Raw genomic sequence first — 15,986 nt, forward strand, 5'->3', positions numbered from 1 at the left:
TGTTGTCTTGACTTTTTTCTGATGAATGAAAATGTCAAACCAATTCAAAAGGTCGATTTTGGGCCTTTGGTTCTGCGAGCGCTTTGACTCGTCGGCACGAAAAAAAATTGGTCTTGGACAAATGAAAGGCAATGTCAAAAATGCCTTGAAAAACTGCGTTAACTTCGGTATTTGTAATCCATCTCCTAACAAAAATTTAAAATTCCGGGTGATCGACTCGTCTGCGCCCTATAAGGGCACAGATTTATTGGCGCTTAACCGTTCAATCTTGCATTGCCGCTCGATGCGGCGTCAAATTATTTATCAGAATCTTGGGAGGGAAAGATGCAAAGAATATTTAGGGTTGTAGGAATTTTTCTTGTCCTTATCCTTGGAGTTTTGACCATTGTTGCCACCACAAGCAGCAGCGACGGGGATGGAAGTGTAAGCGGCGGGGGCGATTCAGGCGATGCAGCTGTGTTTTCGCCAGCCTCCACCTTTCAGGAGCCCCAAGGGGTGGAGACTTTCCTCGTGGACGGCTCTGACGTCAAGGCGGCTTCCGACCAGATGCTGGTATATGTTTCCAGCGACATTACTCAGGCGCAATTGGACGCACTTGTCGCCCAAATTGAGTCTCTTGGCGGAACCATTATTGGGTCGGATTTGGAACTTTTGGTTATACAGGTGGAGACCGACAATGAATTGTGGATGATCGGCGCCTTGGAGGACATGGATGGCGTGGACGCAGCAGGCCTGAACGTCGTTGGCGGCGTCTCGGCGGTTGCAGCAATTCCTGATTTGGACGGGGACTGGTGGGTTGACAAGATTAACGCAGAGGACGCTTGGGATGTCACCACAGGGTCGGCGGGGGTAACCATTGGGATCGTTGATTCCGGCCTCAAGGCAGGACAGGAAATTTTGGATGAGAGCAGGCTTAAGCGATACGACTCCACAGGGAACGCCATTACCGATGACGATACTTGGGACCAAACCAAAGGATATCATGGGTTATGGGTCACGGGGTACGCCGCAGGATACATGGACGATGCTGATAATTACGATGATCAATCCAATGGGAGTAATGTTCGCGGCGTCAATCAGGCCGCCAAAGTTGTCTTAGTGGATGTGGGAAAATTGGAGGGAAGCTGGTGCGTTCCCTTCACGGATTTTTGCTGGTCGCACAGCATGACCCTCACTAACGTTTTAGGAGGAATAAAGACCGCCATCAACAAAGGCTCCAATATCGTGAATGTTTCTATTGGGGCCAGCACAAATGACTGCACTGATGACGATTGTAAAAGAACCCGGCAGGAGGAATGGCGTAAGGGGAAAAACGCCGCTGTTAAGCTAGCCAGGCAGAAAGGCGTCCTGTTGGTTTTTTCGGCCGGAAATGATTCTTACAAGGATGACGATGACCTTTTTGATCTTCCCGATGATCAAGAAGAGCAAACCATGGAGGAGATGTGGCAAAATTACACAATCATAGTGGGCTCCTCCTTGGGCATTGATGGCAGCGATCTATTAATGGCGTCAGGGTTTTCCAGAATGGGTGATGTCGTGGATATCCTGGCTCCGGGTGACGACATTGGTTTTGCACAAGATGGCGTGGATGTGATTCGAGCCAGCCACACTGGCAGCGGCACCTCTTACGCTTCTCCCATAGTAGCCGGCGCCTGCGGCTTGGTGAAAGGCCTCAATACGACGCTATCTCCGCCGGAAATCAAGCATATAATCACCTCTACGGCTCCGGAGGTTGTAACCACCAGCGATTCTCCCAAAAAGCACCTCGATATGGGTGCGGCGGTGAAGAGCGCCAAGCTCACCCAGGATGTGGCTTTGGTTAAAGAATCGCAGCAGGCATTTTCGCAACTGAACGAAGAAAAGGAACTTACTATACAAGTCCAGGTCCCGGACTCAGGCATTTCCGGAGTGGATATGCTTTTTATTACCGATATATCAGGTAGTTATAGTGACGATATCAATACATTCCAGGAAAAAGCGGCCACTATCATTCAAGACTTGACCGACCGGGGCTTGGACATTCAGTTTGGCGTAGCAGCCTTTTCTGACTTCCCCATTGATCCATACGGAGACGCCTCCTACAATGACGAAGCCTTTATTTTGTTTCAGTCGATTACGGATCAGGAGGCGGATGTCGTAAGCGCCATTAACCTGTTGGATCAACCCATAAGGAACGGAAATGACACACCGGAATCACAATTGGAGGCGCTGTATCAGGCCGCCGGGGGTTCGGGAAGGGATGTGGATGGCGACGGTTCCTACAACGACCCGGGAGATATACCTCCAACCCCTGTTGGATGGCGGGAGGGGGTTCAAAAGATAATAGTGCTCAGCACCGACGCTCCTTTTCATGACAGCGGCGAGGAACCCGCCTATCCCGGTCCGACTTTTGGTGAAACCCTTGCCAAACTCCAGGAGCAAAAAATAATCGTCATTGGATTGGACAGCGGGGATTCGGAAGGCGATTTGCAGGATGTTGTGAACGCCACGGAGGGCTTTCTTTTTGACCTTTCCTCCGATTCCGCTGAGATGGCCGACAAGATTGCGGAGGCCATGAACGAAATCCAGTCCTCTGTTGATATCTCCTGGCAAACGGTGACAGGGGAGGAGTTTGTTAAAAGCCTTACTCCCGAAAAATACACCGATGTGGCGCCGGGGTCTACACTGGACTTTGAACTCACGCTTACCAACCCCAAGAGTGTCGGCAAATACGCCCAGGATTATGATATCTTTATTTGGTTCAAGGCCGAAGATTCGCTAATCCAACGTGAATGGCTGCCTGTTTCCATTGCAGGTGGGAAATAAAGGAAAGTCTGTATGAACTGCTTGCGATTATTCAAGCTGAAACTGGGCTCAAAGGCTTTGCATTGGCTTGTTTCCATCATTGCCGGGGGGATGCTGTGCGTCTCCCCGGCTACAGCAGGGTGTTCTGGGAAGGGAGCCAATGTGGAGATTTTGTATAATTGGTCATCTTTTATGAATCTTCCTGACAAGGTTCCGGAGGGGAAGCAAACCTGCCGGTACGAGGGCATCATGGCCGTGTGCCGTGTGCTGCAATTGGAGTTCCATGCCCCCCCTCCCTCCAGCGACGTTGAAACGCTCGAACAGATAATGGATCAGTTCGGGGCGGGGGTGGCAGGGCAGATTCCAGAATTAAATATCTTATATCTAACTGTGGTTAACGGGAGAACTCAGGAGATGAAAAGAGCCCTGGAAGAAGCCAATATTGCTACAGTGTCATATCTCACGGCGTCTTCAATAGACTAATGGATGGCATGCAAACAATAATTGCCTGCGATAATCTCAAAGCGGGCGGGCCTTAGGTTTCCCCGTTTGATCCCTGGCGTCTTAGGGAAGAGGGCGGTCCTCTTCCCGATGCGTTCCTTCCTGTGTGTGTGAAGGCCAGGCCCGCCCCAGCTTTTTTTCCATTCGTTCTGTTGTCTTGACTTTTTTCCCTTGCCGTAGTCTATGAAAAGGGTCCGGCGTTGCGCCGGGCAGGAGGAAGAGTTTCGTTCCAGTCAGGAGAGCGGACCATGAAAAACTTTGCATGCACATTGGGAAAGTATACGGCCCTGACGCTATTCGCCGCGTCTTTCCTGCTCGCCGGTCAGGCGGGGGGCGGAGTCAATCCCACAATGGAAATTCCTCAACGGATTCCTTTTTCGCCCGGAGAAAAGCTCACCTTTGAGCTTAAATGGCTTTTTCTGCCCGCCGGGACGGCCACCATTGAGATTCTGCCCATCGAGTTGATGGACGGCGAGCCTGCGTGGCACTTTGTGCTCAAGGCCCGGACCAACCGGTTTACGGACGCCTTTTACAAGGTGCGGGACCGCATAGACACTTATGTGGACCTGAACATGACCCGAACCCTCTACTATAAAAAGATCCAGAGGGAGGGCGACACCAAGCGCGACGTGGAGGTCATTTTCGATTGGGAGAATCTTAAGGCTTCCTATGTCCAGGACGGGAACAAGGAAAAGGAAACGGAGATCAATCCGGAGTCCTTCGACCCTCTTTCCGTGGTGTACAAGTTCCGGTCCGGCGACATCGCCCTGGAACGGCAAATGCAAGCCTGGGTCACGGACGGCAAGAAGTGCGTGGAGGGAAGGGCCTTTATAACCAAGGAGCAATCCCTGGCCGTTCCCGCCGGACGGTACGAAACCTTTGTCATGGAGCCGGAGCTGAAGCACGCGGGAGGCGTTTTTCAGGAAAGCAAAAATCCCTCCCTGCGCATTTGGTTTTCCAAAGGCCCGGAGCGGCAAATCATCAAGATTCGAGGCAAGGTGGCCGTGGGCAGCTTTTCGGCCAATCTGGTTAAAGTGGAGAAACTTCCTCCCCATTTGCTGGATCAGGATATACCCGAGGAGGATTAGCTGGTTTTGATAGGCGCGTCTGAAATCACCGAACGAGACTTTGCGCTCCAGGAATTGGCCAAGCGCAGGCAAAGCCTGGAGTCCGTATACGTCAATCTGGGGAGGCTGCAATACCTTGTCCAGGAATACACCCCGTGCATCCATTTGGAAACCATGGAGGTGCTGGACGACCTTTTGCTCCGGGAAGAGCACACCAACCGGCGCACAGCCTATTTCACCTACCGCAAGGCGGCCGATGTTCTGGCCATGGCCGTGGAAAAATCCCCGGACCCGGAAGTGCGGCGAAAAGCCCTTGCCATTTTGCGGAACATGGTGTGCATCAAGCACGGGGCCGTGCATAGGGCGGTGGCCGAATCCTTGGGCTCCCTGCCTTTGAACATACGGGGCCCGGCCATGGAAACGCCTTCGGAAAAGGGGGCCTTGCCCAAAGCATCGTGGGCGTCCATTCTGCAGCAGGCGGGATTTTCGCCGGACGGGCCTCCCCTGGCCCAGGGCCGCAGCCTGGTGCTTCGCTCTCAAGACGATCAGGTGTTGGTGGTTAAGATGGCCCGGGACGGAGACTCCGTTCAAACCCTGCACGCCGAAGCCGCCTGGATGGAGCGCCTGGATCAGGAGGCTGAAGGATTTCCCGTGGACTTCCACGTTCCCAGGCCCATCAGCATGGAGAATAGCCGTGTGTTCCGGCTGGAGGAAATCCCCAGGCATGAGGGCGGCCTGGAAAACCTGCATCCTCAAAGACTGGCCATGGCTTACGTCGCGCACGGCGATTATTTCACCTATCCCAACGATCCCTCCGGCCCGGGGCTTCCCGCGGGCGGCGAGTTTGTGGAAATCCTGGGAAAAAACGCCTGGCTTTTGGGCAGGCTGGGCGCCTCCGGCATGGTTCACACCGCGCCCATTCCGTTGTTCCACAACCGGGTTCAGGCGGGACGGCGCACGGATCGCGGCTTGTACGAATGGCCCCGCCAGGGCAGGCTGGACCAATGGCTGTTTTCCTGCCAATACCCCAATCTGTGCAGCACCGGCCTGCGGGATTTCGAGCATATTTTGGCCTTCAGCGGCCCCATGAGCGAGCTGTACCTTCACCTGGGCACCCATGTGCTGAGCCTGGTTTTGGTGGCGGGCTCCTACTTCCGGAACAAGGACCCCGAACGGGTGGGATTAGACCCCCAGGGCGAACCCGTAGACGCCCGGGATCTGTTCGACCGCTCCTTGCTCATCACAGCCATCAGCGAAATTTTTTATCAGTATTACAGCGGCTTTGTAGGCCGGGAATTCACCGCCCCCCTGCCCCGGGACGTGGAGTCTCTGGCCGACGCCATGATCCGCGAAATGGGCGTAGACCGCTACATGGAGGAAATCCTGCGCGTCCATGACCAGGAGGCCATGACTCAGGAGGAGTTTCTCGACTTTCTGACCGGACGCGGGCTTTCTCCGGAAAAAGCCCGGTCATGCGTTCGGGGCAAAGAGGAGATCGTCCTGTACACCGGCCCGCACCTGGGAGGCTTCAACGACGTCATCTCGCTGCCCGAACTGATTTGCTTTGTCGCCACCGTCACCTCCCTGTGCGTTTCAGGCAGGTACGTGGAGCAGAATCCCCAACAAGCGGCTTGACCGCCTGAGTTTTCCAGCAAGGCGCATAGCGACATCCAAGGAGGGGTTATGAGCGCAGAAAATTCCGTTTACGAGCAAACTTACCATAAATACCTGAGCGATCTGGCCGGCATCGATATTCCCCAGGCCTGTCAAACGCTAGGCTTGGAATACGAGGACGGAAAGGCCGTCATTAATTTTGTGGGCAGGACCTACACCGTGTCCCCTCAGGGAGTAAAAAACGCCAAGGGGCTGCAGCCTGAGTTGGGAATCTGCGTAGGCCTGATCCGATACTTGCTCATGTGTCCGCCTTTTCCGCCCAAGGACGGAGGCTGGACAACATTTCGGGACATTAAGGGCGCAGGCCCCCTGACCGTGTATTGGGCCAACGACGTGGAACAAGCTCTCTCGGATGTGTTTGCAGGCAGGCCCCAGGACTTGAAAACGGCTTCGGAAAAGTTGAACGCCGCTCCTCCGGATCAGGATTATTCCTATGACGTGCAGTTTCAGGTGCAGGCCTTATCCCGTATGCCCATGCTGGTGCTTTTTAACGACGGAGACGACGACTTTCCGCCCAAAAGCACGGTCCTGTTCCGCGAAAGCGCCGGAACCTACCTGGACCCGGAATGCCTGGCCATCCTGGGCGTGGCCGTGGTTCAAAGCCTTATCAGGGCGTAGTTGGTTGCCGGAGCCCTTAATTTTTCGAGGAGAGCTTCCAATATATAAAACAACATTGATTTCAGATATTTATGTATGCATTCCCACGCACAGCATGGGAACGAGAAGTCGGGTGGACAACGGTTGCATACACAGTTTAGCACGCCCCCTTGGGCGCCGTTTTTTGGGGCGGCGCTGGCAGAGTCGTTTGCCTCCGTGTTGCAATAGTAGGCGCGGCCGGGATGATAGTCGAAATCGGGAACAGTCAGCGGACGGAAATTCCCTTTTGAAACCAGGGCGGCCCAGGCATGCAATGCCTGGGGCCGGAGGCCAAAAGGCGCGACCCGTGAGGGATTTCAAAATTGGGAATGCCCGGCGGGCGAATGGCATTGCATGAATCCCTATTCTTATTCTTCATCCCCTGCAGGCCAATTCAACCTGTCAGACTTCAAAGGGCAATGTAGGTTCAGGGCTTGCCCTGCTTTTATTTGGTCTTGGAAAGGGCGTTTGGCATACCTCCGCCCCGCCGCCTATACCAACCCCAACTCCGGGGACGGATATCCAAAGCAGAAGAGCTTGATCCAGGCGAATCCCAGGCGCAGCAACTCCACCTCGTCCTTTTTGGCTTTTTTCAGAAAAGCCTTGGGAACCTTGTACCGCTTTAAAAAGGTGCTTTTAAACACGAAATCCTTGAAGTCGTCCATGTTGTAGGCGGCCATAAACGCCATGCGGGCCATTTTGCCTTCCGGCCCGTCCGCGCCCCAGGGATCGTTCTGGAACAGGATTTTCACCTTGGTCCATTCGGTCATCATTTTGTGATAATACACCGCGCCCTGGTCCTGGGACCAACTGGACACGGTCCACTCCTTGGTTTCGTATTGGCCCTGGCAGAAGTCCGGCGGCTTGTAAAAATGGACCGGCGTAAGCACTCCCGTGGCTTCGTCCATGGAAACCCCGTGCTCCGTGGGAAAGGTGCGGCAGGCGTACATTCTGTCGCTGTAAACGGTGCATCCCTTTTCCGACAAAAAGGGGCAGGTTTTTTCTTCATTATCCGCCATGGTCAAGAGCACTTCCGGGAAGAAGTTGCCAGGCCTCAGCACCACGTCCGTGTGCTTTTCGATCACTTCCGAGGCGGTCATGCGCAGTTTCTTTTTTAAACGCACGATGTCGTAGGGATACAAAAACAAATTCAGGTTGCGGCAGCACAGGTTGAAGCAGGAGATGTCGGGCCTGCATTCAAAACAGAACACGTCTCCGTCCTCCAGGCGCCTGCCGGGGATTTTTCCAAGATCTTGGTCTTCTATGCGTTTCATATATAAATCAGGTCTCGCTGCTTTGTTTGACCAGCATTTCGGCCACGGACATTTTAATGGATTGATTGAAGCCGGTCTTTTGCCGAAGCTCCCTCTCAAGCCCCGCCAATTGCTGGTAAAAGGGCGTTCTGTCCAGGACGGCCTCCGCCCCGCTGGTTTTGGCCAGGTCTTCAAAAGCCCGGCATCCGATCCCCTGATGGATCGCTCCGTTGGGCATGGCGAACCGGTAATGGATGCCGTGGAGGCGGCAGATCATGGGCCGGTTTTCATAGATCATGCATTTGCCGTCCTGGTTGACCGGACACATGATTCTGTATGCGCCGCCCGCCATGTGATTGGCCTGGTCGATGACCTCCCGGGCTCTTTGCACGGCGGCCTTGTATTGGTCTTCGCCCAGCTTCATGCATCCGTCCTGGATGCCCAGGTACTCCAAAAAGGTGTGATGGAAGAATAACGTGAGGCAGCAGCTATCCTGGCATCCCTGGCAGTGAAAGCCATGGGCCTGGGCGACGTCATCATAGGCCTGATCCATTTTGGAATAGACTTCTTCCAAACGGGACAAAAAATCCCGGATCATGGGGTCTTGCACTAATGTCCGGACATTGGTCATGAAAGGCTTGTTCCTTCTACACCATGGGGGTGGGGAAAAAGATTTTCTGGTAGCGCGTCAGGGCGAACCTGTCCGTCATGCTGGCGATGAGGTCGCACACGCTTTGCCTGGTGGGCGCGGCTTGCTCGGGGCTGGCGAACAGCTCCTGCTCCATGGCGGCTTTTTGAAAGGCGTCTACGTTGTTCAAGTAAAAGTCAAACAGTTCCGAAAGAATCTTCTTGGCTTTTATGAACTCGTTGTGGACCACCGGCGCCCGATACACATTGTCGTATAAAAAGGTCCTAAGCTCCAGCATGACGTCGTGCATGGCGTCGCTCATTTTGATGGTCATCTGCCCGTCTTCCTCGCCGCTGGAATAAACCACGTCGCGTATCATGGTGGTAACCAGGTCCCGGTGCCTCTCCCCCAAAACCTCCACGCAATGGGACGGCACCTGGTCTCGCGTCACTACGCCGCTTCTGATGGCGTCGTCCAGATCGTGGCTCAGGTAGGCGATGATATCGGCCACCCGCACGACCCGGCCTTCCATGGTGGAGGCCACTTCGCCGGCGTCGTTGGGCATGATGGTTCCGAATCCCTTGGAATGCTTGGCGATGCCGTCCATGACCTCGTAGGTGAGGTTCAAGCCCTCGCCGCGTCTTTCCAGGCAGTCCACCACTCTCAGGCTCTGCCGGGAGTGGGTGAAGTCCTTATGAAACAGTTCCTTCAGGACCGTCTCGCCGCCGTGGCCGAAAGGGGTGTGCCCCAGGTCGTGGCCCAGGGCGACCGCCTCGGTAAGGTCTTCGTTAAGGCGCATGGCTCTGGCGATTGTTCTCGCAATTTCAGCCACTTCTAGAGTGTGGGTCAACCGGGTGCGATAATGGTCTCCCAGCGGAGACAAAAAAACCTGGGTTTTATGCTTCAGCCTGCGGAAGGCATTGCTGTAGACAATGCGGTCGCGGTCTCGTTGGAAAGCGGTGCGGATGGGACAGGGGGCTTCGGGACGCTTTCGGCCTTTGGACTTGGCGCTTGGGCAGGCAAAAGGCGATAAAAAGTCCAGCTCCCGTTGTTCGAATTTCTCACGTATTGTCATTGTTAACCATGGCTTAAGTTAATCATATACGCTTATAGTGCATAAGCCGCGAGAAGCATTTCACAGCTTGTTTGGATTGTAAAGCAGGAATACAAAAAAAGGGGCTGGAGTGCGCCTCCAGCCCCTTGATTTTTTTTTAATTTAAGCCTGAGTTAGAACTTGCGCGTGACGGTCAGGCACAGGATGTGTGCGCTGACCTCCTGCACTTCTCCGACCAGCCTGCCCACTTTAAGGCCGGTGGCTGCGTTGTATACGTCGCCGGCTTCGTTATCAAAGGTGCGTTCGTCCTCATACAGATAGGCGTAAGCGAAATCCGCAACCCATTTGCCGTACTGGCCTCCGAAGCCGCAAGACCAGGTCCAGCGGTCTCCGTTGGGCACAATCAGGTCCAGGGTTTCGTTGGGAACGAATTCAGGCTCGTAAGCCAGGCCCGCTCTCAGGTCCAGGTTCTTGACCACGTTGTAGGCGAAGCCCAGGCGGAAAGCGTGGGCGTCATCCCAGTTTTTGTCGATTTCCGTGACTGCGCCGGTGGAATCCACGTTCAGTTGCAGCATGTTGTAGTTGGACCACTTCGTCCATTGATAGTCAAACTCCACCGTGAAGGGGGCTTTGCTCCAGGAAGCGCCGATCTGCAGCACGGAAGGCAGATTGATGTCCAGGGTTCCGCCGGACTTCATGTTGATCAGGTTGTTTCCGGTAACGGTGATGTCGCCCGTCAGGTCATGGCAGAGCTGGCTGCGGTAGGATGCGCCGAGCCTGAACTCGTCCTGGATGTAGAACATGATGCCCGCGTTCCAGCCGCTGGCCCAGTCGTCGCCTTCCACTTTCATGTGGCCGTCCGGTCCGAATACGCCTCCGGGCATAAGGATGTTGTTTTCCATCTGGGCGTCCATGTAGTTGGCGATGAAGCCGGCGGAGATGCTCACGAATTTCCAGGGTTGGTAAGCAATAACCGGGTTGATGGCGTAGGTTTTGATGCGCGTATAGGTGGCGCCGGAGCAATACTGTCCCGGCCAGTTGTCCGGCCAATCCGTTGAAAGGCCGAAGTTGGAGTAGACCCCAAGGCCTACGGCCACTTTTTCATTGTACTTGTTGGTCAGGTAGAAATTGGGAATGAAGAACTCGTCGTCATTGGTCTTGGTGACCTGGCCGTAATAAGTTCCCAGCGCCGCATCCTTTGTGGAGGCTTGAAATTCCGCCTTGGGCCAGATAGCCGTTACGCCCGCTGCAATCTGAGTGCCTTCCAACTGAGTCAGGCCGGCGGGGTTGTAGTAAACCGCAGTCGGGTCGTCAGCCTGGGCGACGAAGGCGTTTCCCATGGCGACAGCCTTTGCGCCTTGATCGAAAATGCTGAAAGCTGCCGAATAACCAAGCCCGGGGGCTAAAAGCGCCGCCGCGAGCACACAACACACCACTAACCGGGTTTTCTTCATGACGATCTCCTTTTTTTCTGAACGGGAAGCAAAATTGAACAATATAATAGCAATTTCATAGGCGATTTGTTAGCTTCATGTCAACCCTAAAGCCTTTATTCCCTACAAAACTGGCATCTTGATTACGCAATGCTTTAAAAATCATTGCTAGTTTCGCTTCCAATATGGTATGTCCCTTAAAAGGCAAGAAATACTTATAGCAGGATCAGAAACTAAAATGATGGCCCGCAATTATTACCGGGGAACCTTGCGGCGGAAATGGAGGGCGTAATGGCCGGCAAATTCCAAATGGGAACCATCCTGGCACTGGTGTTTTTGTTGATGCTTCCGGCTGCTTCCGAAGCTTTTAACAGGGACCTGAGCACTGTAATGATTGACGATGCAATTTCCTTTTGCCCTGATAACTTAAGAGAGTATCTGGATGCCAGGAAGGCGCTTGTCTTAAAGGGAATGAAACACGGCGACTATGCCAGCGGCCCCATAGATCCCATGTCAGCCGAAAGGGTGTACAACCTGCTTATTGAACGGTTGAAACAAGGAAAAGCCGACGATCCCAATGTTATTATCGCATTTGGGACCCTGGCCTTTTTTCTGTCGGAAACCGTAAGCCCCGGCGCCTGCCGGACCCTGGACGCGCTTCTCCCTGAATGGGTGCTGTACGACGGCACGGACCCCATCAACAACGTGGAAGAAACCATTCTAAGCACCCTGGAGCTTTCCAAGCCTTTTCACGGCCAGTGCGACGAAGAAAGCATGGGCGACGCCTATAACGTGGCTGTGAACGTCATTGTCGACTTCTGGATCGCCGTTTTCAACGAGGCGGGCATGGAAACCGGGGCGCTCCTCCCCGTGGGCTCTCAGGTGGACCACTCCCGTCAGGCCATTTATACGCCTCAGGAACTGGAAGCCATGAGAATTGCCAAGGAAGCCAGGGAAGCGGCCCAGGCGGCCTATGATGAAGAAATGAGGGAAATGGTCCGAAACGGAGTCATCACCGCAGAAGTGGTTCAGTGGCAGAAAGAGCAAAAAGAAAAGAAAAAAATCGACCAGTACATTGAAAAGTACCGCCTCCAGTTGAAGCAGTTGGAAGAGGAATCGGACGAACTCCGCAGCGGGGGAACCATGGACAGGGACGAGGTCAAGCGCATGAGGGCCCTGAACGACGAAATGGGAGAGATTAAAAGCCGTATTTCCGAGTTCGAGGACGACCCCAACATGGCTCTGGAAAAAGAGAGAAACGACAACTGGTAAACAGTTGGATCAAAGCAGCTCGCTAAATAACGGGCCGCCGCCTCTACAACGGGGGCGGCGGCCCTTTGATTTTTATGGAATGGAGATTTGTCATGACCGGACGAAAAATCTTAATGTCAGCCCTTCTATGCCTGAGCCTGGCCCTGGCCGCAGGCTGCGCCTCCAGCGGATACTCCGGCGTTATCCCCGTGGCAGGAGCTACCTCGGGTCCGGATACGCCCGCCCGGCGCATGACAGCCTTAAACGCCGCCGAGCAGGTGCTTCTTTCAAAAGGCTATACGCCTGTATCGGTCGTTAAGGACAAAGGCTTCATGAATTTCCTTCTCGAAGCGGATTCCGACACGGTCTATAAAGTGAATGTCCGGCTGGTGGACGTTCAATCCGAAAAAAACGGCGTGGAAATGGACATAGACATGAACATCCTGCGGTCCGAACCCAAAACAAGCGGCCTTAGCATTGGAGGTGGAATCGGCTTTGGGACCGGAGGGGGAAGCGGCTTTGGGCTGGGAGTGGCCACCGGCGCCCGGGATTATCAGGACGATGACGTCAAGTTTTCCCTGAAAAAGGAGATAGCCGCCGCCGTGGAAAAAGCCCTGGCCCAGTAAACTGGGAAAATAATAATCAAGGCTCCAGGAGCCAGAACCGGGTTTCGTCTTCAATAAACAGGGGGATGTCGTTTTTCCGGGCGTCCGCCAGCGCCGCCATGGCCGGCTCCCGCTTCGGATCCGGCTTCAGGCCGTAGTATCCAAAGATGTACTCGACCATCTCATTATAATCCTGAAACGTCCATTGGATTAAGACGTCCCCGTAATCCACGACTTTCAACACGCTGTCCTGAATGGCGGCCTCGGCTATGACGTACCGGTGGGACTCGTCGTCGATCACGGCGAAAAGACTGGCCCCCAAAGTGTTTGCTTTGGGCTCGATGACCAATATCCGCCCGTTGGCGTTAAGCGTACGTGCAGCCTCTTTCAGGGCCCGGGGCGAATCCTGATGGTGCAGGGACAGCGTAAAAACCACTGCGTCGCAGACGCCGTCCTCCAAAGGTATCTCCTCGCCGCTGCCGACGGCAAGCTGCACGGCGTCTCCTACGCATTGACGCGCCAGATCCAAATCCGCTTGGCAGGGGTCCAAGCCCAAGACGGATTCCGCATGCTTTTCAAGGTGGCAGGTCAGGCGTCCGTTTCCGCAGCCGATTTCCACAATTCGTCCAACCCCGGACCTAAAACACCGCGCAAATATTCCTGCTTCTTTATTCTCAAGATCTCTGTGCATCATTACCTCAAATTGCATGCCGCGGCCGGCCGTTCACATACACCGTATAAATAGAATTTGCATCATTGCAGGGCAAGCCCTGGGATTGCATCGCTGTTTCAAACCGAAAGGGCTGAATTTGACTTGTAGCGGCAGGCCCCTGTGCCTGCCCGTCTGTCATTCCCGCGCCGAAAATCGTAGGTTGAGTAGAGCTCCGCCAAACCCAACAAATTGCAGCCGCGAAGCGGCATCCTTATTTTTCCACGTTCCCATGCCTTGCGTGGGAATACATGCAGAACTATCTGAGGTCAATGCCTTTCCAAACTTCCTTCGCATTGTTCAAGACCTGGAAATGGGTAACCCAGGCACGGCAGTATTGCGCCTGGGCGCGCCAGCGCAGTAGGTGCGGCCTTTGTGGTTGCGTAACGCCTTGAAACTCAGGCGGGCGCACGCCCCATCCAAAACCAGACAAAAGTCGGAAATCCAAGAACGCCATACGCTCGCCGGTCTTTCCTGTTTTCAAAAATCCTTCCCGGTCGCGCCTTTTGGCCTTCGGCCCCAGGCGGCAAACGACGCTGCCTGGGCCGCCCAAAAACTACAGCAGGGCAAGCCCTGACGCTACATCACCTATTGAACCGTAAAGGCTGAATGTGATGTGTAGGGGTAGGGCTTGCCCTACCCAGGACGCGCTCCGCGCGTCCTCAAAGCGCCTACATTGGGCTCCAATATCACATCAACAACCATTTCCTTCCCTCTGCTCGTTCCCATGCTGCGCCTGCGAATGCATACAAAAGTATTTAAAATCATGTTGGCTCGCTGTGCATTTCTACAAACAGAAACCAACAATCCCCGTTTTCGTCCTTTTAACAAAATGATGCAGGCTGCGACCTTCACATCTCCGTCAAAAAACCCTTGCCTTGCAGCCTCACTCCGGCGCGCATGGCGCCCAAAAACCGGGACCTTAGCGCGTCGCTCATGAGCGCGCTTTTTACCGGAGGCAGCCGCAGGAAAGCCCCCAGGATGGCGTTCATGGCCTTGTTTCCGATATTTTCCGGATTGTCGAAAATCTGATTCTGCAAGGCGCCCCGTTCCAGGGACTGGAGGATCACCCGCTCAAAGGTCGTTTCCGGGTGGATGACCCGCTTTTTTCGGGGGATCAATTGGCAGGCCGAGGGCTTGCAGTCCAGGCCGCAAACGCCGCAGCCTATGCAGAGATCCAGGTTGATTTCGGGCTTCTTTTTCCGTTTTGTATTGGGGTCGGAGTCGTCCTTCATTTCAATGGCGTTGATGGGGCAGGCCTTGGCGCATTTGCCGCAGCCCGTGCATTTTTCGTCCTCGATGTCTGCAATAAAGTTGCTGGTGACGATGGCGTTTTCGTATCCGAACTTGTTCATGCCCAAAAGGAGGTTGCAGCAGCATCCGCAGCATTGGCAAATGGAGGCGATGCCTTTTTGAACGTTGTCCGCCTGAAGCACCAGGCCGTATTCCCGGGACCTGGCCAGGTTTTCCTTCAGGGCCGATTTGCTCACCTCAACGGCCATGTTGTGCCGGGTGAGGTATTCCGCGCCCATGCCGAATGACAGGCAGGTGTCCAGGGGGACGTCGCATTCCTTGGCGTCGGCGTGGTGCTTTTCGTGCCGGCACGAGCAAAGCCCTACCGCAACTTTTTCGGCGCTTTCCACAATATGCACGGCTCGTTCGTAATCCAGAATTTCCACGTGATCGGCCAGGGACTCCTCATGGGGGACCGTGCGCAATGGACCGATTTGCTCGCCGTTGGAAAAATTGGCCTTGTACAGGGACCCGTCCTCAAAATAATGATGAAACAGTTTTCCCCAGGTTTCCATGTCCAGGTCGCCCTGGGTGCGCATCATGGTGAATTCAAAGATGCCCACGGCGATGGGGGAGGGCATGTAATGGTACTCGCCGTCGATAAACAAATCGATGACCAGCCCTTTGTCGCTGAGCCCTTCCAAAAGATTTTTCAACCGGGCGGGATTTATGCCCGTAATCTTTTGAATCCGATCCAACGTGGATAGCCCATAGGGCATTTTTACATAGATTTCGGCTTCCTCCGCCGAATACAAGGCCTTGACAATGTTGTATATGCGTTCGTTAAAAGGAACCCGCACTGCTTGCGCGTCGATTTTCTGCACGAGTTTTTTGTAGATGTCCTTGCCGACCAGATGCCCCATGTCCCCCTCCTTCATGGTTTCAGGTATGATGGGTAGATTTACGCCATCATGATGAGATTTTCATGGAAAAAGAATACACGGGTTCCGCCAAATTGTCCAGAACCTGTCTATATTGAGGTAAGAGAAGGCCTTTTGGGGCTGAGATCAGGGGGGATGTTTCGGGCCCCCGGCTTGAGAGCGTGATTGCTCTGCGGCAAGCCTCGGGGGCCCGGAAGCGCCTCGGCGCGTTTCATGC

Annotated in this window: 13 protein-coding genes; 7 read left to right on the top strand and 6 right to left on the bottom strand. The window is 54.3% G+C overall.

Annotated features, from left to right (window positions below; genetic code table 11):
- Positions 1-324: 324 nt before the first annotated feature.
- The 5 genes from BUE18_RS08475 (at position 325) to BUE18_RS08495 (ending at position 6,644) form a co-directional block, all read left to right on the top strand.
- Complete coding sequence (locus tag BUE18_RS08475; protein ID WP_073474835.1) at positions 325-2,805, top strand: S8 family serine peptidase; 2,481 nt, start codon at positions 325-327, stop codon at positions 2,803-2,805.
- Between the two features lie 12 nt (positions 2,806-2,817).
- Positions 2,818-3,267, top strand: coding sequence for a hypothetical protein (locus BUE18_RS08480; RefSeq protein WP_073474837.1), 450 nt, complete (start codon positions 2,818-2,820; stop codon positions 3,265-3,267).
- Between the two features lie 266 nt (positions 3,268-3,533).
- Positions 3,534-4,373 (top strand): DUF3108 domain-containing protein, encoded by an 840-nt coding sequence (locus BUE18_RS08485; RefSeq protein WP_073474839.1) that lies wholly within the window; start codon positions 3,534-3,536, stop codon positions 4,371-4,373.
- 6 nt (positions 4,374-4,379) lie between these two features.
- The gene (locus tag BUE18_RS08490; protein ID WP_083610871.1) at positions 4,380-5,987 is read left to right on the top strand and encodes a SidJ-related pseudokinase; all 1,608 of its coding nucleotides are present in this window, start codon (positions 4,380-4,382) and stop codon (positions 5,985-5,987) included.
- A 48-nt stretch (positions 5,988-6,035) separates the two neighbouring features.
- Positions 6,036-6,644, top strand: a complete 609-nt coding sequence (locus BUE18_RS08495) for a DUF3786 domain-containing protein (RefSeq protein WP_073474841.1) — start codon at positions 6,036-6,038, stop codon at positions 6,642-6,644.
- 509 nt (positions 6,645-7,153) lie between these two features.
- Here BUE18_RS08495 and BUE18_RS08500 read toward each other — a convergent pair.
- From BUE18_RS08500 to BUE18_RS08515, 4 genes are all read right to left on the bottom strand, one after another.
- Positions 7,154-7,936, bottom strand: coding sequence for a YkgJ family cysteine cluster protein (locus BUE18_RS08500; RefSeq protein WP_073474843.1), 783 nt, complete (start codon positions 7,934-7,936; stop codon positions 7,154-7,156).
- A 7-nt stretch (positions 7,937-7,943) separates the two neighbouring features.
- Positions 7,944-8,546, bottom strand: a complete 603-nt coding sequence (locus BUE18_RS08505; RefSeq protein WP_083610872.1) for a hypothetical protein — start codon at positions 8,544-8,546, stop codon at positions 7,944-7,946.
- 16 nt (positions 8,547-8,562) lie between these two features.
- Entirely contained in the window at positions 8,563-9,618 is a 1,056-nt protein-coding gene (locus tag BUE18_RS08510) for a deoxyguanosinetriphosphate triphosphohydrolase (protein WP_073474845.1), read from the bottom strand.
- A 152-nt stretch (positions 9,619-9,770) separates the two neighbouring features.
- Entirely contained in the window at positions 9,771-11,051 is a 1,281-nt protein-coding gene (locus BUE18_RS08515; protein ID WP_073474847.1) for an OmpP1/FadL family transporter, read from the bottom strand.
- Positions 11,052-11,321: 270 nt separating this feature from the next.
- Between BUE18_RS08515 and BUE18_RS08520 the strand changes: the two genes are divergently transcribed.
- Both BUE18_RS08520 and BUE18_RS08525 read left to right on the top strand, forming a co-directional pair.
- Positions 11,322-12,302: a hypothetical protein gene (locus tag BUE18_RS08520; protein WP_073474849.1), complete on the top strand. Its 981-nt coding sequence runs from the start codon at positions 11,322-11,324 to the stop codon at positions 12,300-12,302.
- 92 nt (positions 12,303-12,394) lie between these two features.
- A complete protein-coding gene (locus tag BUE18_RS08525) occupies positions 12,395-12,907 on the top strand; it encodes a hypothetical protein (protein WP_073474851.1) in 513 nt (170 codons plus the stop codon).
- 16 nt (positions 12,908-12,923) lie between these two features.
- Here BUE18_RS08525 and BUE18_RS08530 read toward each other — a convergent pair whose 3' ends face one another.
- On the bottom strand, positions 12,924-13,595 hold the full coding sequence (locus tag BUE18_RS08530; RefSeq protein ID WP_083610873.1) for a methyltransferase domain-containing protein: 672 nt from the start codon (positions 13,593-13,595) through the stop codon (positions 12,924-12,926).
- 851 nt (positions 13,596-14,446) lie between these two features.
- Positions 14,447-15,751 carry a 4Fe-4S dicluster domain-containing protein gene (locus BUE18_RS08540; protein WP_073474856.1) on the bottom strand — a complete coding sequence of 435 codons (1,305 nt, stop codon included), beginning with the start codon at positions 15,749-15,751 and terminating at the stop codon, positions 14,447-14,449.
- Between the last annotated feature and the right edge of the window lie 235 nt (positions 15,752-15,986).

It is taken from the genome of Desulfatibacillum alkenivorans DSM 16219 (assembly GCF_900142135.1).
GTDB lineage: Bacteria > Desulfobacterota > Desulfobacteria > Desulfobacterales > Desulfatibacillaceae > Desulfatibacillum > Desulfatibacillum alkenivorans.